The 21,872-nt window shown below is 35.2% G+C and carries 20 protein-coding genes; 7 read left to right on the forward strand and 13 right to left on the reverse strand.

What is annotated here, in order from left to right:
- The 5 genes from HNS40_RS04000 to HNS40_RS04020 all read right to left on the reverse strand — a co-directional run bounded on the left by HNS40_RS04000 (position 1) and on the right by HNS40_RS04020 (position 5,685).
- Entirely contained in the window at positions 1–1,179 is a 1,179-nt protein-coding gene (locus tag HNS40_RS04000; RefSeq protein ID WP_172277920.1) for an acyl-protein synthase, read from the reverse strand.
- Positions 1,180–1,203: 24 nt separating this feature from the next.
- Complete coding sequence (locus HNS40_RS04005) at positions 1,204–2,475, reverse strand: phenylacetate--CoA ligase family protein (protein WP_172277922.1); 1,272 nt, start codon at positions 2,473–2,475, stop codon at positions 1,204–1,206.
- Between the two features lie 157 nt (positions 2,476–2,632).
- The gene (locus tag HNS40_RS04010) at positions 2,633–4,849 is read right to left on the reverse strand and encodes a TonB-dependent receptor (RefSeq protein WP_172277924.1); all 2,217 of its coding nucleotides are present in this window, start codon (positions 4,847–4,849) and stop codon (positions 2,633–2,635) included.
- Positions 4,849–5,220 carry a heavy-metal-associated domain-containing protein gene (locus tag HNS40_RS04015; protein ID WP_172277926.1) on the reverse strand — a complete coding sequence of 124 codons (372 nt, stop codon included), beginning with the start codon at positions 5,218–5,220 and terminating at the stop codon, positions 4,849–4,851. The genes HNS40_RS04010 and HNS40_RS04015 overlap by 1 nt, the downstream gene beginning before the upstream one ends.
- An 84-nt stretch (positions 5,221–5,304) precedes the next feature.
- Positions 5,305–5,685, reverse strand: coding sequence for a hypothetical protein (locus tag HNS40_RS04020; protein WP_172277928.1), 381 nt, complete (start codon positions 5,683–5,685; stop codon positions 5,305–5,307).
- Between the two features lie 101 nt (positions 5,686–5,786).
- Here HNS40_RS04020 and mnmD point away from each other — a divergent pair, with 101 nt between their 5' ends.
- A complete protein-coding gene (mnmD, locus tag HNS40_RS04025) occupies positions 5,787–6,488 on the forward strand; it encodes a tRNA (5-methylaminomethyl-2-thiouridine)(34)-methyltransferase MnmD (protein WP_172277930.1) in 702 nt (233 codons plus the stop codon).
- A 135-nt stretch (positions 6,489–6,623) separates the two neighbouring features.
- Here the strand turns inward: mnmD and HNS40_RS04030 are convergent, their stop codons facing one another.
- From HNS40_RS04030 to HNS40_RS04055, 6 genes are all read right to left on the reverse strand, one after another.
- Complete coding sequence (locus HNS40_RS04030) at positions 6,624–6,890, reverse strand: acylphosphatase (RefSeq protein ID WP_172277932.1); 267 nt, start codon at positions 6,888–6,890, stop codon at positions 6,624–6,626.
- Between the two features lie 12 nt (positions 6,891–6,902).
- On the reverse strand, positions 6,903–7,472 hold the full coding sequence (locus HNS40_RS04035) for a hypothetical protein (protein ID WP_172277934.1): 570 nt from the start codon (positions 7,470–7,472) through the stop codon (positions 6,903–6,905).
- 11 nt (positions 7,473–7,483) lie between these two features.
- Entirely contained in the window at positions 7,484–7,855 is a 372-nt protein-coding gene (crcB, locus tag HNS40_RS04040; RefSeq protein ID WP_172277936.1) for a fluoride efflux transporter CrcB, read from the reverse strand.
- Positions 7,856–7,947: 92 nt separating this feature from the next.
- The gene (locus HNS40_RS04045; protein ID WP_172277938.1) at positions 7,948–8,388 is read right to left on the reverse strand and encodes a hypothetical protein; all 441 of its coding nucleotides are present in this window, start codon (positions 8,386–8,388) and stop codon (positions 7,948–7,950) included.
- 10 nt (positions 8,389–8,398) lie between these two features.
- Positions 8,399–9,757 (reverse strand): response regulator, encoded by a 1,359-nt coding sequence (locus tag HNS40_RS04050; RefSeq protein ID WP_172277941.1) that lies wholly within the window; start codon positions 9,755–9,757, stop codon positions 8,399–8,401.
- Positions 9,750–10,295, reverse strand: a complete 546-nt coding sequence (locus HNS40_RS04055; protein ID WP_172277943.1) for a heme NO-binding domain-containing protein — start codon at positions 10,293–10,295, stop codon at positions 9,750–9,752. Before HNS40_RS04055 ends, HNS40_RS04050 begins: the two co-directional genes overlap by 8 nt.
- Positions 10,296–10,472: 177 nt before the next feature.
- Between HNS40_RS04055 and HNS40_RS04060 the strand changes: the two genes are divergently transcribed.
- A complete protein-coding gene (locus HNS40_RS04060; RefSeq protein ID WP_172277945.1) occupies positions 10,473–12,485 on the forward strand; it encodes a urocanate hydratase in 2,013 nt (670 codons plus the stop codon).
- A 328-nt stretch (positions 12,486–12,813) separates the two neighbouring features.
- Here HNS40_RS04060 and HNS40_RS04065 read toward each other — a convergent pair whose 3' ends face one another.
- Both HNS40_RS04065 and leuS read right to left on the reverse strand, forming a co-directional pair.
- Positions 12,814–13,950 carry an ATP-binding protein gene (locus HNS40_RS04065; RefSeq protein ID WP_172277947.1) on the reverse strand — a complete coding sequence of 379 codons (1,137 nt, stop codon included), beginning with the start codon at positions 13,948–13,950 and terminating at the stop codon, positions 12,814–12,816.
- 458 nt (positions 13,951–14,408) lie between these two features.
- A complete protein-coding gene (leuS, locus tag HNS40_RS04070; protein WP_172277949.1) occupies positions 14,409–17,192 on the reverse strand; it encodes a leucine--tRNA ligase in 2,784 nt (927 codons plus the stop codon).
- 268 nt (positions 17,193–17,460) lie between these two features.
- Here leuS and HNS40_RS04075 point away from each other — a divergent pair, with 268 nt between their 5' ends.
- The 5 genes from HNS40_RS04075 to scpB all read left to right on the forward strand — a co-directional run bounded on the left by HNS40_RS04075 (position 17,461) and on the right by scpB (position 21,803).
- Positions 17,461–17,997: a hypothetical protein gene (locus tag HNS40_RS04075; protein ID WP_172277951.1), complete on the forward strand. Its 537-nt coding sequence runs from the start codon at positions 17,461–17,463 to the stop codon at positions 17,995–17,997.
- Between the two features lie 117 nt (positions 17,998–18,114).
- Entirely contained in the window at positions 18,115–18,906 is a 792-nt protein-coding gene (locus HNS40_RS04080) for a bifunctional 2-polyprenyl-6-hydroxyphenol methylase/3-demethylubiquinol 3-O-methyltransferase UbiG (protein WP_172277953.1), read from the forward strand.
- Positions 18,907–19,010: 104 nt separating this feature from the next.
- Complete coding sequence (gene gldE / locus HNS40_RS04085; protein ID WP_216663610.1) at positions 19,011–20,357, forward strand: gliding motility-associated protein GldE; 1,347 nt, start codon at positions 19,011–19,013, stop codon at positions 20,355–20,357.
- Position 20,358: 1 nt separating this feature from the next.
- On the forward strand, positions 20,359–20,940 hold the full coding sequence (gene gldD, locus HNS40_RS04090; RefSeq protein ID WP_172277955.1) for a gliding motility lipoprotein GldD: 582 nt from the start codon (positions 20,359–20,361) through the stop codon (positions 20,938–20,940).
- A gap of 83 nt (positions 20,941–21,023) precedes the next feature.
- On the forward strand, positions 21,024–21,803 hold the full coding sequence (gene scpB / locus HNS40_RS04095; RefSeq protein WP_172277957.1) for a methylmalonyl-CoA decarboxylase: 780 nt from the start codon (positions 21,024–21,026) through the stop codon (positions 21,801–21,803).
- Positions 21,804–21,872: the final 69 nt, after the last annotated feature.

The following is a 21,872-nucleotide window of genomic DNA, read 5'->3' on the forward strand; positions in this document are numbered from 1 at the left end:
TTAAACACTTTCCTTTTTTAATAACTCTGATGCTGATACTGCACAACTTTTATTCTTTGAAACACCTGCTCTACCGAGTATTTCAATAAAAGGAGTTTCAATACCACAGCTACATTCATCACTTGGATGCAACATAGCTAAATCACCCATCATTACACTAATGGCAGGCACAGATGTGATATAAGGAGTCACGAAACATAAAAACCCAGGTTTATTATAACCGATAACCTCATGCGTTTTAGTATCCCTAATAAAGGCTCTTGACCATATTGGAACATGCAGATGATGCTTTGGGCATTCGATATAAGGCACTGAGTGCTCAACAGAACCATATCCATCGCGGCATTGACTCTCAGGAATTCCTAATTGCTGTTCTACTAATGCTGCAAAATCAGCTTTAGATATTTGCTGGTCGGCATATCCTTTCCATCCACCGGCGGTAAAAACCAATGACTTTGGATTGAGTTTTAGAGGAGGCATTCCTAAATCCATCATTTGCTTAATCACAAAATAAAAGAAAGATGGAAATCCGACCACTCTAACAGGTAATCCTTCTTTCTCGTACTTCTTTAATTTTTCAATGGCTCCAAAGGCATCAAATTCATGACCTCCTCGCCCATTGGAACGAAGCAAATAAAACATATCATTAGCAGGAGCATAATGGGTTAAGAATTTACTTGTATTTGTGGTTCCACGAGTAGAATCTGGTTCTGGCTCATAATTGGAAACTATATAATTGGTTTTAGTTTCAGGAGTATTCCAACCATAATAATCATAAACGAAATCTACCATCCTCCGTCCAGAATTGATGGACCAATCATCGAAAAACATCTGACTTTTTTGTCCAGTGGTCCCTGAGGAGGTTAATGTTATGGCAACATCTTCTTTAGAAACCGTTGGTACTTCATGCGTTTTAAAGAAATTAGCATGGATATAGGGAAGCTTTTGTAAATCCTCAAGATTCTTTAAATCCTCAGATTGAATCTGATTTAATTTTAATAATTTGTCATAGAAAGGATTTCTACTTTTATGCCATTCTACACTTTGTTTCATAGCATCTAGGAACAGAGTATCCATTTCCTCAGACTGCAAATAAGGTTGAGGAATATCGCATAAGTCTTGCACTTTTGATAAGGCAGAATGATCTGGCACTTTTAATTCTTTATTATTTTCACTCATCTGTTTTGGTTTTAATGCTTTATACTACTTGAATCGCTTGTCAATAATCTGGATGAGCTTCCCAGTTCGCTTATTGATTTCTAATTGATCTGAATCCAGCCACTCTATCTTGATAGGTTGTATTTTTCTCTTAGCAATTTCCTCTTCAAACATATGACGTTCCTTGTAAACCATTTGTATGATAGCCTCATTCATCAGGTGAATATCATTAGGTTTTTCATGAACGGCTATTTTTAGCGTCAAGCAATCTTTGTGATCGAAATGTTCTATTAGCATTTGCGAATTAGAAACAGAGAACTCACTTTCGAATTGACTTAAGATATGCTGAAAATCCTCCACATAAAAAGTGACAGGGCCTATTCTCGCTCCTTCTTCTGAACGTCCTAGAATTTTATACTTTCTGTTTACACTACCCTTTTCTTCCACCCAAAAGCCATTATCACCAACTGGATATCTGATAATAGGCATGAGCAAACGACTAAGATTAGTACTATAAACTTTACCATGTTTCCCAACTTCATCAATAGGCTGCCCAGTGTCCTCATCAATAATCTCGATAATATTATAATCATCAAATTGACGGTGTTCATTAAAGGCACAGCTATCATCAGCAAAACCTAATAAGCCAGCATCTACACTAGCATAGCCAACAGAACGAATCTCTACTCCTGGAAAAACTTCCTTCAAATAAAATCTTTGATCCTCATACATGGTTTCTCCACCAAAATATATGGTGTCCAGCTTTATACCCTCTATATGATTGGCTTTAATATGATCGGCCAAGGCCATGATAGTAGTAGGAACACAAAGAATTACATTAATATCAAAGTCTTTCATGGTATTGATAATGAATTCTGCTGGCGCTGCACCAGAAATGGGAAAAATAGTCACCTCCACAGGGCACCTTTCTATAGTATCGCTCAAGAAAATAAAACTAGAGTATAACTCTCCTACATAAAATAGGTTTGCTACTCTATCGCCTGTTTTCAAACCATTTGAACCAAAATACTGACCAAAAGAAGTGGTCATGGTTTCCCATTCCATTTTAGTATAGGCTGAAAACTTAGGGGCTCCAGTGGTTCCTCCACTCTTAAACACGATTCCATCGTGGAGTTTACCAGTAAGGAGTTGATTGTCTTTTATTTGATTGGCTTGCCAAAAGGGCTTTTGCTTTGTTAAAGGTAAATCTTTCAATGTCCAAAATCCATCGTCTTTAAGATTTTTATATAAATCTCTATAAAATGGAGATAGCATTTTGGCTTGTGCAATGATCGTTTTTAGGGGGTAAGTTTTCATATAGATTTGATTTATTGCGAGATAAATGTGTTTCACAGCTAAATTACTAATTTTATTAGTATGAGATACCGTAATTTTCAAGAAGATAGTTGCCCTAAGAAACTAAAAAAGCTGAACAAAATAAATTGCTCAGCTCCTTCAAATTTACTTCTCCACTTTATTTAATTCTATATCTTAAACCTATGTATATATTTCTACCAAAGACTGGTCCCCAAACCATAGAAGCGTCAAAATTCTCCCTAAAGGGTTGGTCAGCAGCTACAATTGGATCATTTTGTTTATAATCTAGAATATTCTCTATTCCAAGATAAATATCCAATTTATCGTTCCACACCTTTGTAATCTGTGCATTGAGCAAGTAGAAATCAGGAGACTGACTCGCTCTTTGATACTCAACAGGATTATCCATAGTTGAAGGCAATCGCTTCTGCCCTTGCCAATTTAGGGTCGCATCGAACTTCCAGCTATTTCTAGTTTCATAAGCTAGGTTAGCAAAAGCACGATGAGTAGATACAAATGGCTTATCCATAAGTTCACCTCCATAGGTTGCCTTAACATCGTACCAACGATAGGCCAAACGAACATCGAACCTGTTTATTAACTCATAATCAAATTGGGCTTGTAAACTATTGGAAAAGGAATTTCCGGAGAGATTATAAAACTGTACTTGACGAACATCGCTGTCTAAATCCACAATGATTTGGTTTTCAAATTGTGTTCTATAAACGTCAAAACTAATTACAGCAGTTCTATAATCCAGTTCAAATTCATAACTCAGATTTACACCATAATTCCAGGCCACTTCAGCATCTAATCCATAGGGCTTATCATTATCAACAGCACTTACTAAAACAGCTCTATTACTAGCTAAAACACCAATGTTCTCAGAAATTATTTGTGCTGTTCTTTGACCTCTTCCGGCAGATGCTCGTATGACTAAATCATCTGTCAACAAGTATCGCATGTGTAAACGCGGTGTCATAAAAAAGCCATAATGATTATGATAGTCTCCTCTCAAACCCGCTACAATATTCAACCTTTCTTCCCAATTATAAGTATATTCAGCAAAAGCACCTGGAATTATTTCTGTATGATTAAATGGAGTTTGAGCCAAAGATTGTTGATAATCATCATAAACAAAGCTTGCTCCTATTTTATACATGTGAGCATCGTTTTCCAAAGTATTTTGGAATATATAATTGGCATAAAAGCTTTGTTGTTTGGCATCATATTCTCGTAAGCCAAAATCGCTTGTAAAGTCATGATAAATTCCAGACAACTGCAAGCCCATACTTTTATTGGGGTGATTTGCAAATACAAATCCTGATTTACTCCAAGCTTCTACCCTTTTTGTATTGGTATGCATTCCCCAAATTTCATTGGAGCCGATATCACTTTTATAGAAATTATTCTGCCCTCCAATATGATCAATCATAGTTGCTTTTACTCCAAAATCCCAAACTACTCCATTATAATTATAGTTCCATCTATTTAAAGCAATCAAACTATGACCTAAAGGCATATCTAAAAAGCCATCTTCATTTTTATCATGTCGATTATAATTATTCTTGGCATGAAGTAATAAGGCTGTAGACCACTTATCGTTCAAATCAGTTTTTAAATTCACATTAGCCTCTAGTCTTCCATCTTGGTTTGCAAACAGATTCACATAAAGTCTATCCATGGTTTGAGGCTTTCTCAAGGAAACATCAATTTGACCGGCAATACTTTCATATCCATTTACAACCGTTCCAGTTCCTTTTATCAAACTGATACTTTCTACCCAAGGGCCTGGTGTATATTCTAAGCCATAAATGGCCGACAATCCTCTAATATCGGGGATGTTTTCACGAGTGATTTGAGTATATGGACCAGCCAATCCCAGCATTTGAATTTGCCTTGTTCCGGTCACAGCATCGGTAAATGATGCATCAACAGAAGGATTAGTTTCAAAACTCTCACTCAAATTACAACAAGCAGCCTTGCAGAGTTCTTCTTCTCCAATGGTTTCTACTTTTATGGGGTCCATGAAATTGATACTCGTAGTTTTCACTCGTGCAGCTACTTCTACCTCGTTCAACTCAACAGAGGACTGCAAAACCACCTCCACAAAGGATTGATTTTGAATGAGGATGGTATCATTAACAAAACCAGTAAAACTGATAATAAGAGTCCTCGATTTTGCAGACTCCTCAATTTCAAATAAACCATTAACATCAGAACTTCCTCCAATATTAGTCCCTAACCAATAAACATTAGCACCAACCAAGGCTTCACTATTTTGTTCGGTAACTTTTCCTTTTAGTACAGGATTTTGTTGCGCAAATAATCCCAACACAAAGAAAAACGAACAAATAAATACTATTATCCTCATTAATGAGGAGCAATACCTGACCTATAGGCGCAACATGCAGGTAATTTGTTATAGTTTTTGTCTAATGCTTTTTTGTCTTTTGTATCATGCCCGGCCAACACCACTTCATCTTCAATCTTATTGAGACTTATTTTTGAAGGCTTATAGATAACTGTTAAATATTGAGTTTTCTTATTCCAGGAAACTTTCTTTACTCCTTTAATTAAGGCGGCATTCTCTATGCGCTCTTTACAACTATTACAAACACCTCTAACAAAAAGGCTATCGGTAATAATCGTTTTGGAACTAGGTTTTTGAGCATTTATATCGGCAGGAGAAATCATCATTAATACCAATAATGTAAGAGCCAATACTGAAATTATATTCTTCATTTTTACATTTATTAAAAATTATTATTGCACACATAGTCTTATAAATAGATAAAAACCCATTCATAAATTAAATGGCACAAAGTATTATTCGTAAAATGTAAATCGTTGAATTAAAAGAAATATTTTCTGGAGTTTTGGAGGTGGTAGGTCTAAAAAGAGATGAGTCACTTCATCCAAAATAGGCTCTTCAAAAGAAAAAACGAAAGGGGTCTTTATTTCAAATGAGACATTCATTTCGAAATTAAAAGCAGATGATAGTTGGTGGTCAGAATCCCAAACAATTAGTTTCTCCACATCGGAACAACATTTGTTATTAGCTTCCTCACCATCACAACAACAAGACTTTGCTTCTCCAATATTCACCGTAGTTTCACCCATACAATGATGCAGAGACACGGTAAAACCTACCGAAATAAGCAAATAAAACAAAACAAAGAATAATGCTGTAATTTTCTTTAACATCATCTGGCAAATGTAGTGCAAAACTCAAGTCAAATCAAGCTTGTCAAATTCATTTATAATAAACAATCTGTTAAGAATCGAAAAACAGAGTACCTTTTAAAGAAATGATTTCGTTATTTTGCCGAATGTATCAGAAAAGAATCATTACCAGTGAAGATGGCTCACATACCATTGAACTTATAGGCCAGAATGAGCAGTATCATTCCACCCATGGAGCCATTCAAGAATCTAATCATGTTTATATCAAAAACGGCTTGGAACGAGTATTACAAAACATCAAAACCATATCTGTTTTAGAAGTTGGAATGGGAACTGGGCTCAACGTTTTACTCACTTGGATTTATGCCAAAGAAAATGGACTTAAAATAAACTATCATGCTATTGAAGCCTATCCTGTTGAAAAGGATATTTGGAATCAGCTCAATTATTCTGCCCAAGTCAACATGCCAGAATCAGAAGAAATATTTTCAAAAATTCATGATTCTAAATGGAATGAAACTTTTGAATTAGATTCTAATTTCTCATTAACAAAAATGGAGGAGTCTATTATTGATTCTAATCTCCCTAACGAAGAATATGATGTGGTATATTTTGATGCTTTCAATCCCGATTTGGAGCCTGAATTATGGACCTCAGAATTGTTTGAGAAAATCTATTGTTCAATGAAACCTGAAAGTGTTTTGAGTACCTATAGTACCAAGGGAATAGTAAAACGAGCTCTGAAATCTTGCGGCTTTAAGATTGAGAAAAAACCAGGCCCTCCAGGGAAGAGGGAGATATTAAATGCAATAAGACAAACAATTTAAAATCAACAAAGCAGAGTGTTTGAACCATGAAGTCCAGGTTCTAGGCATGTGAATAATTCAAAACGCAGAATACTAGTGTATTTGAGGATTTGAATTTTGAGCAATAACGATGAAATTGGGCATTATAGACGAACACTATTTAATCTCAAAGCTCTCGTACCCTACAAAGGGTATTTCAGAGATTTTTAATTCAGAAACCCTAGACCATGCTGGGCCTCTTTCACACCAGGACACAAATGTCTTAATAACAGAATTCTCTCCTTCGGCTTCAATGTAAACAGAACCATCACTCATATTTTTCACATAACCTTTTAGATTGAACTCATTAGCTCGTTTGTTTGTATAATATCTAAATCCAACTCCTTGAACTCGACCTAATACTTTAATCTGTAGTGTTCTCATTTTATCAAAAATTTATTCACCTAGTCTATATGTCATCATTTTATCTATTTTCTCAAATAGCTTCTTTGGCTGATAAGTTCGCCAGTTTTCAAATTCCGACTCGTCTTCAAAACTAATATAATTGTCAATACGAGCTTGTTCTATTTCTGACATATTATGATCAAAGAAATTGAGCCCCACCATCCAGCCATCTTCTATTTGATCAAACCACTCTTCATAATAGGCATCGTCATCAGCATGAAAAGCATGAACGTTTTCACCAATTAAAATATACTTATTGATACCTTGCTCTATCAATTCTTCAATCACATTTCTATATAAATACATAATATCATTATAGAGCAAATCGTTCCATTCACCAATAAACTCCATAATAACGAATCCCATATCATAATCTGTAAACAGAATCTTTGTATACAGTGTTAAAGAGCCAAACTCATCCCACTGAGGGTGAATAACAGTATCATAAATGGCATTTCTAAATTCAAACTCAGAATAAACTCTACCATAAAATGGAGAGTTGGGGTCTTCTTCTGCGGTATATACTTTCCGCCAATTATAGTGAGGTTCTAAAGAAAACATTAAGCATTCATTTATTCAATATACTCAGCCAATACAAAACCTAAATACACCATTAACAAACCTAAAATATTAGAAATGGCAATATAGGATAAGGCCATTTTTATATCGCCCATTTTAAAAAACTCATAAGACTCAAACATATAAGTACTGAAAGTGGTAAAGCTTCCGAAGATACCAATAAAAAGAAATATTTTTAAGTTTGGCGCTATCTGCTCTCGTCCTAAAAGCACAAAGGCAAAACCTATCAAAAAAGACCCAATCAGATTCACCAATAATGTACCAATGGGAAAACCACAAGCTAAAAACTTAATGGAATAGAGTGAGACTAAATATCGAAGTATTGCCCCAATACTTCCTCCTAAGGCTAAATATAAAAACTTCATTATTGGAATATTTGACCACAAAAATAAGAAATGCTTTGGAATGAAATTACTTAAAATATAATTGAGTTATTTTTTGAACTATCAAATGAATACTACACTTTTTTTGAGCCAATATCGTCCATGATTATTAAAGCAAATGAGCTTGAATGCAATTGCATGGGAATAATTTTAAACTTTAGACGCCTCACTAATACTTCATCCACAATCATAAACTCTCTAACCAATTCAAATTCTGCACGTTCTAATTTCTTGTCAAAAACTTGATGAAGATTGGATCTGATTTCACAAAATCCACAATAACTGGTGAAGGCACATCTAGCAGCATCTTTTTCTATATTTGAGCATCCTAATGCATCCCCAAATTCCTTATCAATAATTTCGGAGATGTTTTTTCTAACATATTGACTAAAAGCCTTATTGATGTATTGAACTCTAAATGCATGATCCACCAAAAAGAATAACTGATCCACTTCTTGTGAAATGCAATTGAACAAATGCAAAATATCTTCTTGATCAAATTCTTCAAATTTCATATTCTTCCTTTTAAATCAAATTTTTAATATTTAAATGAAGGTCTTTTGGTATCAAGGGTTTCGACACAAAAGCATTCATTCCTGCTAGAAATATCTCGCGTTTGGTATCCTGAAATGCGTTTGCGGTAAGTGCGATAATTGGAATATCTCTTTGGAGAACCGAAGTGTTTTCTTTTCGAATCTCTCTTGAGGCATCCAGGCCATTCATTTCTGGCATTTGAATATCCATTAATACAATATGATATTTTTTCCTCGCCAATAAGTGCAGCGCTTCCAATCCATTATTAGCAATATCAACTCTAGCACCCCATTTATTAAGAAACTGAGAAGCTACAAATTGATTTAGTTTATTATCTTCTACAACAAGAATGTTTACATCGAGTTTGGAGAATTTATATTCTTGAGCAGCCATATTATACTCTTGGGCTTTCCTCTTCAATGGCTTACAAGGATATATGAACTGGAAATTAGATCCCTTACCCAACTCACTCTCTACATACATTTTTCCTCCTTGCAACTCTACAAAGTTTTTACTGATGGTCAGCCCTAATCCTGTTCCTCCAAATTTCCGCGTTGTACTTGAATCACTTTGCTGGAAACTAATGAAAATACTATCGAGTTTATTGCTAGGTATCCCAACTCCAGTATCCACAACAGAAAAATAGACTCCTTCAATATGCTCATATTCATAAGGTCTCTGGGCTTTCACTATGAGTTTTACATATCCAGTTTCAGTGAATTTTATGGCATTTCCAATTAAGTTAGTTAAAACCTGAGTCAGTTTCACAGGATCTCCATTTACAAAATCGGGAACTTCTTTGCCAATATCATATCTCAAATCAATCTGTTTTCCTTTACTAGCGAATTCCATATTACTCACCAGCTGGTTCAACAATCTTTTCAAGTTAAAATCTATTCTCTCAAAATCTGTTTTCCCTGCTTCAATTTTAGAAAAATCCAAAATCTCATTTATAATTTTAATTAAATTATCTGCTGAATATTTAATAGAATCTAGCATCTTTAGAAGCTTACTATCCTGATTATCTTGAAGAAGCAACTCAGTAATTCCTATAATCCCATTAAGAGGAGTTCTAATTTCGTGACTCATATTTGATAAAAACAATGACTTTGAAGCAGTAGCTTCCTCAGCAATTTTCATGGCTATTCCGAGCTCTTTATTACTCTTTTCAATGTCTTTAGTACGCTCCTCTATTCTTCTTTCTAGGTTCTGATTGAGGCCTAGTAATTCCTGGTTGACTCGGAAAATCTCACTGCTTTTCTCTTCAATGACTCTTTCTGCAGCTTTCCTTGCCAATCGCTCTCTTTTCAGAGTTTGTAATATAGCATCATATTTAGGATCTTCAGCCATCGGATCTATTTAGTGTAAATTGAACAACAGAACCATCCTCCTCTAAAGTTTGCATACTGATGGACAAGGGTTCATTAAAAAACTCAGCTGCAGATTTCAAAAGACCTAAAGCAAAATTCCCTAGCTTTCGTTCCGATTTATATAACACCACCATAGCATCTTTAGTCTTTGCTTTCACAGTTAATTTGGGCAGCTCAGCATCAGGGTACAACTTCTTTACTTCCACATGAATATAATCATCTATCTTCTCAATAAAGCCAAACAACCCTAATGATTTGTGCACAAAGTCTGGATATAAATCTACAAACCGATAGAACAAGTGCTTACCAAAAACTTCTAATAAATCAGGAATTGGAATTTTAGTTTTTGCGTGAAGACTCATCAAGAGGCTTAACATTTCTTGGAAATCGTAAGTCCCTACAGCAGTATATACGCCACCTGATTTTAATTGTGACTCAATAATAATATCGTTACTAATTTCGAAACCAAATTTATCTTCAACAAATTCAATAAATTCTGTAAATACTATGCCTTTCATATCATGGGGATTTTGGTTTACTCAAATATAGACAATAAATTTGAGATATTCAAAAATGAAATTTGAGACATATTCTTTAAAAACAACTATTTCGCCATTAGCAAATTAGGTATTTCTCACATCGGCAAATAGAAGTTGATTGCTTACCTTTGCAAAAATTTTCAAAACAAGATTGACATGGAAATAGCAACATTCAAGCAACAAATATTACAAGGTATCCCTGAGCAATTACCTTCTGTAAAGAAGTATGACGAGGATATCAATCATGCTCCTATTCGTAAAGAAATTCTAAGTCCAGAAGAAAAGAAGTTGGCATTAAAAAATGCATTACGCTATTTCCCGGAAAAACATCATGCTATTTTGGCTCCAGAATTTGCTGAAGAATTAACAGATTATGGTCGTATTTATATGTTCCGTTTTCGTCCTGATTATGCTATTCATGCCCGTCATATCGATGAGTTTCCGCACCAAAGCAAACAAGCAGCTTCTATCATGCTTATGATTATGAACAATTTGGATTATGCAGTTGCTCAACATCCTCATGAGCTCATTACTTATGGTGGAAACGGTGCCGTTTTCCAAAACTGGGCTCAATACCTGCTCACTATGCAGTATTTAGCCACAATGACTGATGAGCAAACATTGACCATGTATTCCGGACATCCCATGGGATTATTTCCATCCCACAAAGATGCACCAAGAGTTGTGGTAACGAACGGAATGGTGATTCCTAATTATAGCAAACCAGACGATTGGGAAAAATTCAATGCTTTAGGCGTATCTCAATATGGTCAAATGACAGCAGGTTCATTTATGTATATTGGTCCTCAAGGAATTGTCCACGGAACTACCATTACCGTAATGAATGGAGCTCGAAAAGTAGCTAAAGAAGGTGAAAATCCATTTGCAGGAAAACTATTTTTAACTGCTGGCTTAGGTGGTATGTCTGGTGCACAACCAAAAGCTGGAAATATTGCTGGAGTGGTTTCTGTTTGTGCAGAAGTTAATCCTAAAGCAACACATACTCGTCATTCTCAAGGTTGGGTTGATGAGCTGATTGATGATTTAGATGTATTAGTAAGCCGAGTAAAAAAGGCTAAAGAAAATAAAGAAGTGGTTTCCATTGCTTACCAAGGAAACATTGTTGATGTTTGGGAGAAATTTGCAGAGAAGGATGTCTTTGTTGAATTGGGTTCAGACCAAACATCATTACACAACCCATGGGCTGGAGGATATTATCCAGTGGATATGAGTTATGAAGAGTCTAACGAGATGATGGCCAAACAGCCCGAGCTTTTCAAAGAAAAGATTCAAGAGACGCTGCGCCGTCATGCTGCTGCAGTTAACAAACATACCGCTCGTGGAACTTATTTCTTCGATTACGGTAATGCTTTCCTCCTAGAAGCTAGCCGCGCTGGAGCAGATGTGATGGCAGAAAATGGTATCGATTTCAAATACCCTTCTTACGTTCAAGATATTATGGGACCTATGTTTTTTGATTATGGTTTTGGTCCTTTCCGTTGGGTTTGTACTTCAAACGACCCTAAAGACTTAGAAATCACTGACCAGATTGCTAGTGATGTTCTAGCAGAAATCATGGCCAGTAGTCCTAAGGAAATCCAAGGCCAAATGGCTGATAATATTCAATGGATTAAAGGAGCACAAGAAAACAAACTAGTGGTGGGTTCTCAAGCTAGAATCCTTTATGCCGATGCAGAAGGAAGAATAAAAATTGCTGCTGCATTTAACAAGGCAATTGAAGAAGGTAGAATTACAGCTCCTGTAGTTTTAGGTCGTGATCACCATGATGTTTCTGGTACGGATAGCCCTTTCCGCGAAACTTCAAATATTTATGATGGTTCTTCATTCACTGCCGATATGGCGATTCAAAATGTCATTGGCGATTCTTTCAGAGGAGCTACTTGGGTAAGCATCCACAATGGTGGTGGTGTTGGCTGGGGAGAAGTAATTAACGGTGGCTTTGGCATGCTATTAGATGGTTCTTCCGATGCAGAGCGCAGATTAAAAAGCATGCTTTTCTGGGATGTAAATAATGGAATCAGCAGAAGAAGCTGGGCCAGAAACGAAGAAGCTGTATTTGCTATTAAACGTGCCATGGATGTAAATCCAGACCTGAAGGTTACACTACCAAATTTTACTGATGAGAAATTGATTGACGGTTTGTTTTAATTACACCATCATTTTAAATCTAGAAAATCCACTTAGCCTATGTTGAGTGGATTTTTTCTTTTTAATATGTATTAACTAAAGGATGATAGCCCTGAGGTACGATGGGATAGTGTCCTTGATTTGTCTTCCTGATACCAGGGCTTCAATCCCCTTTGGGACTTTGATCCCTTAAGTTACCTTAAAGCATGAGGGGATAGCGTCCTTGATATTTTTGATGAGTGTTATAGGAAACTAAGGCCTCAATTCCCTTTTGGTTCAACTGGATTATAGCTAGAGATAGTGTCCTTGGAATTCCAAGTAATCCATATATTCCATCACTAAATCTTGCCTATTTTATTTTAAAATAATATTTCTTTAACCAAGCTTTATAAACGGGATCAGTAAAATTCACTTCGTTTGTAACAATATCAATGATTTCACGATTTGCTAAGGCTTTTTTAAGCTGTGAGATATTTGCTGAGGAACCTAAATCATAAGTGTCCAAAATTTTTTTTGAACTTAATCTTGTTTCTCCGTTTACCAAAGCCTTCAGAAAATGAACCTGCATTATTGACAATGAATCCGTGATATTTTGAAACAATAGCGATAATTGAAGCATCAAGGTATCATGAGCATCGTGTATAGATGGAGATTTACAGGTGTTTATGGTTCTTAGCCAAGTCAGTTGTGCCAATTGCTGTACATAGTATGGATGGTTCTCTACTAATTGTGCTATTAGTCGAGCATCTTTTTCATGTATCTTTTTTTTGCTTTCTAAAAATTTACTTTGAATAAAAGGCACCCATTTATCTTCTTTTATCTTTTCTAAAAAAAAGACATCTCCAAACTTATAAAATGGCATTGAGGGAGAAGTAAATATATCCATCATCATATGTCGCTTAGAACCATATAAGCAATAACTCACTTTTTGATGTTTTTGCCAATGAGAGCGTAGTTTCTTCTGAAATGCTAAAGGATGTTCAAAAGCAGCTATATTTTGGAATTCATCAAAACACAAAACTATTTCTATTTTCTTTTCAATGGCCATTTTTTCGGCTAGATCTAAAACTTCTGACGGATGTTTTTGCAAATCTTTCCAATCGAATGCTAGGCTTATTTCTTGCATATTATCCGGACTGAAACTAATTTTAGGAAGCAGTTTCGACATGAATCTTTGCAAATACCCCCCTATTTCATCAATTCTAGATGTAGTCACCTTCATAACGGCCTCTGCCAAAACTTGATAAAACTGAGCTTCAGTTCTTACCTCAAACACATCAATAAAACAAACCTTTACTTTTTTGTTTTTAGCAATAACTCGATCTGCAGCCTTCACCACCAAAGAAGACTTACCCCATCGCCTAGGAGAAATAAGCATAGTATTAACGCCTGATTTAAAGTTATTTACAAGCCTTTCTAATTCCGTTTCTCTGTCAGTGAAATCAGAAAAAAGTGCTAACTTACCATATACAAAAGGAATTTTCATCTATCAAATATTTATCACAAAGATAGGTCATTCAACATGGATTATCAAGTAATATATGTAAGTTTTTTATTAGTAAGTTTTTTATTAGTAAGTTTTTTATTAGTAAGTTTTTTATTACATACTAACAAAATATCGAGCTACTGTTTCTTTTCAGATTCCTAAATTCAGGGTAAAACTTCCTTTCGCATATTCAAGGCTTTAATCCCTTAGTTTGATGTAAAGGGTGATAGCCCTGAGGTTTACATTGAACTTAGTAGAAATACACGAAGGGGCAGCATCCTTGGTTTTATCTTTCATATCCTAGGGCCTCAATCCTTTCGCTTTACTCAAGACTTTGACCCCTCAGTTTCAAGTAATAAAACGCAAAAAGAGATGCCATCGACTTTTGCGATGACATCTCTTTTTTTTTGTGCCTTTATAGCTTTGCGCCCTTCGACAAGCTCAGGGAGCAAAACAAATTAAATCACAATGTTCACAATACGCTTAGGCACCACAATCACTTTCTTAGGAGCTTTTCCTTGTAACCACTTTTCAGCTTCTGGGCTATTTAACACAGCCTCCTCCACTTGTTTTGGGTTCATGGTCACTGCTAATTCCATTTTAAATCTCATTTTTCCGTTAAAGGAAACAGGGTAAGAGAAATTATTTTCAGCTACATGTTCTGCAACAAATGTTGGATATTCCGCTTCTGAAATACTTTCTTGATGACCAAAATTCTGCCATAATTCCTCAGCAATATGAGGCGCATAACTTGCAATTAAAATGGTAAGTGGTTCAAGAATAGCCTTCTTATTGCATTTTAAATCTGTAAGCTCATTGGTACAAATCATAAACTGACTCACTGTGGTATTAAACGAGAAACGCTCAATATCGTCGGCTACTTTCTTAATGGTTTGGTGAAGGATTTTCAACTCAGCTTTGGTTGGCTCAGCATCACTCACCTCAAACTCGTTTTGCTCATTGTGGAATAATCTCCAGAACTTACGCATAAAGCGGAAGACACCTTCAATCCCATTGGTATCCCAAGGTTTATGACTCTCTAGAGGCCCGAGGAACATTTCATATAAACGGAAAGTATCAGCGCCATACTTCTCAATTAAATCATCAGGATTCTGAACATTATATTTGGACTTGGACATTTTCTCAACTTCCCAACCACAAACATATTTACCATCCTCTAAAATAAATTCTGCATCGGCATACTCTGCTCTCCATGCTTTGAAAGCCTCTGTATCTAACACATCATTATTTACAAAACTGATATCTACATGTAAACGAGTAGTTTGGTATTCTTTTCTTAATCCAAAGCTGACATACTTATTGGTACCATTCACTCTATACACAAAGCTTGAACGTCCTTGAATTTTCCCTTGATTAATCAATTTCTGGAAAGGCTCAGCTTTTACAGTTAAACCTAAATCGAAAAGAAACATTCCCCAGAAACGAGAATATAATAAGTGTCCAGTTGCATGCTCATCACCACCTAGATATAAATCTACATTTTGCCAATAATCGATAGCTTCTTTTGAGAAATACTCATTCTGATTATTAGGATCCATATAGCGATAATAGTAGGCACTAGAACCAGCAAAACCAGGCATAGTATTGGTCTCTAACTGATAACCCTCCTCAGTTTTCCAATTGGTAGCTCGGGCCAATGGTGGCTCACCGCTTTCTGTAGGAAGATATTTATCTACTTCTGGTAATTCTAATGGAAGTTGGTCCTCATTTAAGGTTTGAGGCATTCCATCTTTATAATAAACTGGGAATGGTTCTCCCCAATATCTTTGACGACTAAAAATAGCATCACGCAATCTGTAATTGATGGTGCCTTCGCCAATTCCCATTTCTTTTACTTTATGGATGGCAGCTTTAATGGCTTTTTTCGTTTTCATTCCGGTTAAGAAACCAGAATTGATAGAAATTCCATCTTTAGAATCGTAAGAATCTTCCCAAGTTGCTGGGTCAGTTGGTTCTTCTCCTTCTTGGCTCACCACTTGAACAATAGGTAATTCAAAATGTTTAGCAAAAGCAAAATCGCGAGTATCGTGTGCAGGAACCGCCATAATAGCACCCGTTCCATAACCCATCAATACATAATCAGCTACCCAAATTGGAATTTCTTGCCCTGTTAGAGGATTGATTCCGTAACCACCAGTGAATTTCCCGCTTACGGTTTTTACTTCTGACATACGCTCTCTTTCAGAACGATTTTTAGCCCAGGTCACATATTCTTCTACTTCTGCTTTTTGCTCATCAGTGGTGATTTGAGATACCAATTCGTGTTCAGGAGCTAAAACCATATAAGTTGCTCCAAATAGAGTATCAGGACGAGTAGTAAATACTTCTATCTTCTCCTCAACTCCCTTTACTTCAAAATCTACAGAAGCTCCTTCGGAACGACCAATCCAGTTGCGTTGCGTTTCTTTTAAAGAATCACTCCAATCGATGGTATTTAAACCATCTAGCAAACGTTGAGAATAAGCAGTAATTCGTAGCAACCACTGTTTCATCATTCGTTTCTCAACTGGATGACCTCCTCTTTCTGATAATCCTTCTTTTACTTCATCATTAGCAAGTACGGTACCTAAAGCTGGACACCAATTCACAGTTGTATTGGCCAAATAAGCCAAACGATAATTCATCAATAATTCTTGCTGCTCAAATTCTGATTTTGCTTTCCAATCTTCAGCAGTAAAAATCTCTTCTTGAGAAGTGGCTGCATTTACATTGTTATTTCCTTCAGCTTCAAATTTCGCAACCAGAGTTTCAATTTTATCAGCCTTATTGGTCTCATTATTAAAATAGGAATGGAATAATTGAATGAAAGTCCATTGTGTCCATTTGTAATATTGTGGGTCGGATGTTCTTACTTCCCTATCCCAATCGAAAGAAAAACCAATTTGGTCTAACTGCTGACGATAACGAGCAATATTCTTTTCTGTAGTAACAGCAGGATGTGTTCCTGTTTGAATGGCATATTGCTCAGCAGGAAGACCATAAGCATCATATCCCATTGGATGCAAAACATTGAAACCTTTGTTTCTTTTATAACGAGAATAAATATCAGAGGCAATATATCCTAGAGGATGGCCCACATGTAGTCCAGCACCAGAAGGATAAGGAAACATATCTAAGACATAAAACTTAGGCTTGTCTTTTTTTATTTCTGCTTTAAAAGTCTTGTGTTCTGCCCAATAGGCTTGCCACTTTTTTTCTATTTCGTTAAAGTTATACTCCATGCTGTTATTATCTTTGTTATTAGCTAATCTACTTTTATTGCCACTAAGGCACTAAGGCACAAAGAAGCACTAAGAAATTTAAATAGCTGATTGTAGTCTATTTTAAGGGCGCAAATTTAATATAAAAGCCTTGAAAACGCGAATAATAATTTCTAATCTAGAAATGACTTCATTGAGCTGATAATAGCCAATAATTTATTAATATTCATCCCTGATTTAACAAACCCGTCATTTTTCTCTACTTTTGATATTATTGAAAAGGAATAACATGAAAAAAACACTATTAATTCTGTTTAGTATCATTACTATTAACCTCTATTCACAGGATAAAGATTATTCATTTTTCACACAAAAAAATCAACATAGTTTTTCATTAGAGCCATTAGCAGTTTCATATGATTACACCTATAGATTTTCTGAACAATTTGGAGTAGGTGCCCGATTAAAAACGGGTATAGGATTTCGATTTCCAATTTCCACATATATTGATTTTGATATTATTGACCTCATCACATTACAAATTCAATACAGGTTTTTATTTCCAGAAAAATTCCATATTGATATAGGTCCTGAGATATCATTAGGAACCATGGATGGTTTCAATGATATTATTGGATTAAATTATGGCTTTAGTGCAGCAGGATTTTACCATTATAAAAGATTTCAGTTTGGATTAAGAATTCATGGAGTAATGTACTATGATTATCATAATGAATACGACAACGATGGGAATCATCAACAATCAATAGAAGAAACTGTTTTCGAGGTATTAATTACTCCTATTGTAATCGGATTCAATTTCTAAAAAGTGAATTTATTATTCTTTCTAATAAGAATTAACAAGATTTTGAATAATTCGGCATGTCTATCTTAACTGTAAATTCTAAATAAAGATTACTTTTGCTGCAAACAATAATGAATCATGGCCTTCGATTTCCATACCAAGAAAGCAGTTTATTTCAATCAGCAATTTGAGCACAGTAGAGATTATATCATTCCTTTTGTGGAGGAGTTTCTTGGAGAAAAGAAACCATTAAGCATTTGTGAAGTAGGTTCTGCGGAGGCTGGCGTGTTAAAGGCTTTTACTGAAATTGGACATCATGCCGTAGGTATAGAATTAAGTAGTGGACGAGTAAAACTAGCCAAAGAGTTTATGGCTGAGGAAATTTCTCAAAATAAAGTACGATTCTTCAATAAAGACATTCATGATATCACCAAAGAAGAATTGGGACAAGGTTTTGATTTAATTATTCTCAAAGATGTGATAGAACATGTTCATGATCAGGAGAAAATGCTAAAGCAGTTGGCTTCATTGTTAAATGAAAATGGAATTATTTTTATAGGAATGCCACCTTGGTGTATGCCTTTTGGTGGTCACCAGCAGATGTTACAAAACAAGTGGCTTTCAAAACTCCCTTACTATCATATCTTACCACGGCCAATATACAAAACCATGTTAAAGATGGGTGATAAAAGACAAGGAGTTGTTGACGGATTACTAGAAGTGAAAGATACCCAGATAAGCATCAACAGATTTTATAGAATTTCAAAAAAAGCCCAACTCAAAGTACTCAAAAAACAGTTTTACCTGATCAACCCCAATTATAAATATAAATTTGGTCTACAGGCTCGAAAACAATCTGCTATAATATCTGGCATCCCCTATTTACGTGATTTCTTAACTACCACAGCCTACTTTGTACTAGGCAAATAGGTACTTCTCCCATTAAAAAAAAAGAATTCATATTTTTTTTCCTGCATTAAGAAATCTAATATAAAAACACTTATTTTTGCATTCATAATCAACACTCAATTACATTGGAACAAATTGACGATCCTTTACCGGGTTTATTTATCCTACTGAATTCTATTTTTCACGCTCCCACGGACTTTAGCCTATATTTTGCCCTACTGGGACTGTTTTTTCTTTTAATGATTTCCGCATTAATTTCGGGTAGCGAAACCGCATTCTTTTCTTTAAGCAGTAGCCAATTAGAAGAAATATATGTGATGGACAACAGCAAAAGTCAAAGAATCATCAAACTTCTAAACAAACCTAAACAATTACTAGCCACCATCTTAATAGCCAATAACTTTATAAATGTGGCCATTGTAATCTTATCTGCCTATATCACTGGTATGGTATTTAATTTTTCTGGCTTTCCAATTCTTGGGTTTATTATTGAAGTGGTCATTGTTACTTTTCTCTTACTTCTATTGGGAGAAATCACACCAAAAGTATACGCCAATCAATACAATATACGATTTGCGCTTCAGGTGTCAAATCCTATCTACATCATTCATAATGCCATAAAACCACTTAGCAGAATATTGGCTTTTAGCACTTCTGTAGTTGACCGAAGAATCTCAAAAAAAGGTCATGACATTAGCAAAAGCGAATTGGATGATGCTATTGAGTTGACAAGTGGTGACATCACCTACGAAGAAGAAAAAAGCATGCTAAAGGGAATTGTAAAATTCTCCGATATGGAAACCTCTGAAATCATGAAAGCGAGAGTTGACATATCTGCCATAGATCTAGAAGATGAATATGCTGACATATTGAAATTACTGATACAATCTGGATATAGTAGAATTCCTGTTTATAAAGAATCACTAGACCAGATTAAAGGCATCCTCTATATTAAAGACCTACTTCCATATTTAAATGAAAAACCTAATTTTGAATGGCAAGAATTGATAAGACCAGCATTCTTCGTTCCTGAAAACAAAAAAATAAACGAATTGCTACAAGAGTTCCGTCAAAAGAAGATCCACCTTGCTATTGTTGTAGACGAATATGGAGGAACTTCAGGCTTAGTAACTTTAGAGGATATTCTAGAAGAAATAGTGGGCGAAATCAATGATGAATTTGATGATTTAGAATCAGATGTAGACTTTGAAAAAATTGATGATTACACTTATGTATTTGAAGCCAAAACTTCTATCAACGATTTTTGTAAAGTATTAAAGATTGACGATGATATTTTTGATGAAGTTGAAGGTGACTACGACACAATAGCTGGGCTTGTTTTGGAGTTATATGGAAACATTCCCAAGAAAGGAATGAAAGTGATGCACCATCAATATACTTTTGAGGTTATTACACTAGATTACAAAAGAATAAAAAAGATTAAAGTATTCATTGAGCATAAGGAGGAATAAATTGAAAGCATTTGGAAATATTATTATCGGATTGGTTATTATACTCGTATTCTCGAATTGCCAAAACGACTACCAGCCTAAACCTAGGGGATATTTCAGAATAGAGTTACCTGCCAATAAATATCAAAGATTTCAGGCTACTAACTATCCCTATAGCTTCGATGTTTCTACCTATGCCAATATTATTCCGCCAAGAATTGATCCTGAAAAATATTGGATCAATATCAGTTACCCAAAGTTCAAAGCAAAATTACATATCAGTTACAAACCCATCATTAATAATCTGGATACTCTTTTAAATGATGTTCATAAAATGATGAATAAACATATTCCTAAAGCCAATGCCATTAATGAACAAATGTATTTGAACCCGGAATTAGATGTTTATGGAATCACCTATCAAATATTAGGTTCGGAAGCCGCCTCCCCCTATCAATTCTATTTAACAGATAGCACCTCCCATTTTCTTAGAGGAGCGCTATACTTTAACTTCTCCCCCAATAACGACTCATTAAAACCTGTTATCGAATTCATTGAAAAAGATATGGCGAGACTTATTGAGAGCTTTGAGTGGAATAGGTAGATTGACAACAAAGACATTTTCCTTTTCAATTGTATTAATTCAGAGTTTTCACTAAATTTGAGATTCACTAAAGAATCTTGAAGATGGCATATATTCTAAAAACAATCCAAAACCAAATAGGAATCATTACATTTAATAATGATGCGAAGCGAAATTCACTGAATGTTGAATTACTTGAAGAATTTACCAAAGCCTTTGATGAATTTGAAGAAAAGCAACTCAGAGTGGTTATCATACGAAGCAATAAAGGCTCTAAAGTTTGGTCGGCTGGACTAGCCATAAATGAGCTTCCTGAGCCCGGAAAAGATCCTCTTCCTTTTAATCATCCCTTAGAGATGCTCATGAGAAAAATTGAAGACTTTTCTGGTCCAGTTATAGCCATGATAGAAGGTTCAGTTTGGGGAGGAGCCTGTGATTTGGCTTTCAGTTCTGATATTCTTATTGGGACTCCAAAATCATCATTTGCTATTACTCCTGCCAAAATTGGAGTACCCTATAATGCAGCCGGACTTATCCATTTCTTAAACCTGGTGGAAATGAATGTAGCCAAAGAAATGTTTTTTACTGCCAAACCCATTAGTGCAAAAAGAGCCTATAATTTAGGCATCCTCAACCATCTAGTTGATGTGGAAGACCTTGAAGCTTTTGTATTTAAAATGGCCGAAGAAATATCACTAAACTCCCCTCTAGCTATCTCTATTATTAAAAAACAATTGAATACCTTGGGAAAATCTCGCCCTATGAATCCTGTTGTATTCGAACAAATTAACGATTTAAGAAACCAAGCCTATAGTAGTGAAGATTTTCTTGAAGGAAGAAATGCTTTTTTAGAAAAAAGAAAACCGGTGTTCAAAGGTCAATAGCTAGATTCGGATTCATTTTGAATAAGAACAGTCTGAAGTGTATAAAACACGGTATTAAGGAAATATTGT

The sequence above is a fragment of the Lentimicrobium sp. S6 genome (assembly GCF_013166635.1).
Classification (GTDB): Bacteria; Bacteroidota; Bacteroidia; order Bacteroidales; family UBA12170; genus UBA12170.

Coding starts and splice junctions, on each gene's coding strand:
- HNS40_RS04000 (WP_172277920.1), bottom strand. CDS start 1,179: ATGAGTGAAAATAATAAAGAATTAAAAGTGCCAGATCATTCTGCCTTA.
- HNS40_RS04005 (WP_172277922.1), bottom strand. CDS start 2,475: ATGAAAACTTACCCCCTAAAAACGATCATTGCACAAGCCAAAATGCTA.
- HNS40_RS04010 (WP_172277924.1), bottom strand. CDS start 4,849: ATGAGGATAATAGTATTTATTTGTTCGTTTTTCTTTGTGTTGGGATTA.
- HNS40_RS04015 (WP_172277926.1), bottom strand. CDS start 5,220: ATGAAGAATATAATTTCAGTATTGGCTCTTACATTATTGGTATTAATG.
- HNS40_RS04020 (WP_172277928.1), bottom strand. CDS start 5,685: ATGATGTTAAAGAAAATTACAGCATTATTCTTTGTTTTGTTTTATTTG.
- mnmD (WP_172277930.1), top strand. CDS start 5,787: ATGATTTCGTTATTTTGCCGAATGTATCAGAAAAGAATCATTACCAGT.
- HNS40_RS04030 (WP_172277932.1), bottom strand. CDS start 6,890: ATGAGAACACTACAGATTAAAGTATTAGGTCGAGTTCAAGGAGTTGGA.
- HNS40_RS04035 (WP_172277934.1), bottom strand. CDS start 7,472: ATGTTTTCTTTAGAACCTCACTATAATTGGCGGAAAGTATATACCGCA.
- crcB (WP_172277936.1), bottom strand. CDS start 7,855: ATGAAGTTTTTATATTTAGCCTTAGGAGGAAGTATTGGGGCAATACTT.
- HNS40_RS04045 (WP_172277938.1), bottom strand. CDS start 8,388: ATGAAATTTGAAGAATTTGATCAAGAAGATATTTTGCATTTGTTCAAT.
- HNS40_RS04050 (WP_172277941.1), bottom strand. CDS start 9,757: ATGGCTGAAGATCCTAAATATGATGCTATATTACAAACTCTGAAAAGA.
- HNS40_RS04055 (WP_172277943.1), bottom strand. CDS start 10,295: ATGAAAGGCATAGTATTTACAGAATTTATTGAATTTGTTGAAGATAAA.
- HNS40_RS04060 (WP_172277945.1), top strand. CDS start 10,473: ATGGAAATAGCAACATTCAAGCAACAAATATTACAAGGTATCCCTGAG.
- HNS40_RS04065 (WP_172277947.1), bottom strand. CDS start 13,950: ATGAAAATTCCTTTTGTATATGGTAAGTTAGCACTTTTTTCTGATTTC.
- leuS (WP_172277949.1), bottom strand. CDS start 17,192: ATGGAGTATAACTTTAACGAAATAGAAAAAAAGTGGCAAGCCTATTGG.
- HNS40_RS04075 (WP_172277951.1), top strand. CDS start 17,461: ATGAAAAAAACACTATTAATTCTGTTTAGTATCATTACTATTAACCTC.
- HNS40_RS04080 (WP_172277953.1), top strand. CDS start 18,115: ATGGCCTTCGATTTCCATACCAAGAAAGCAGTTTATTTCAATCAGCAA.
- scpB (WP_172277957.1), top strand. CDS start 21,024: ATGGCATATATTCTAAAAACAATCCAAAACCAAATAGGAATCATTACA.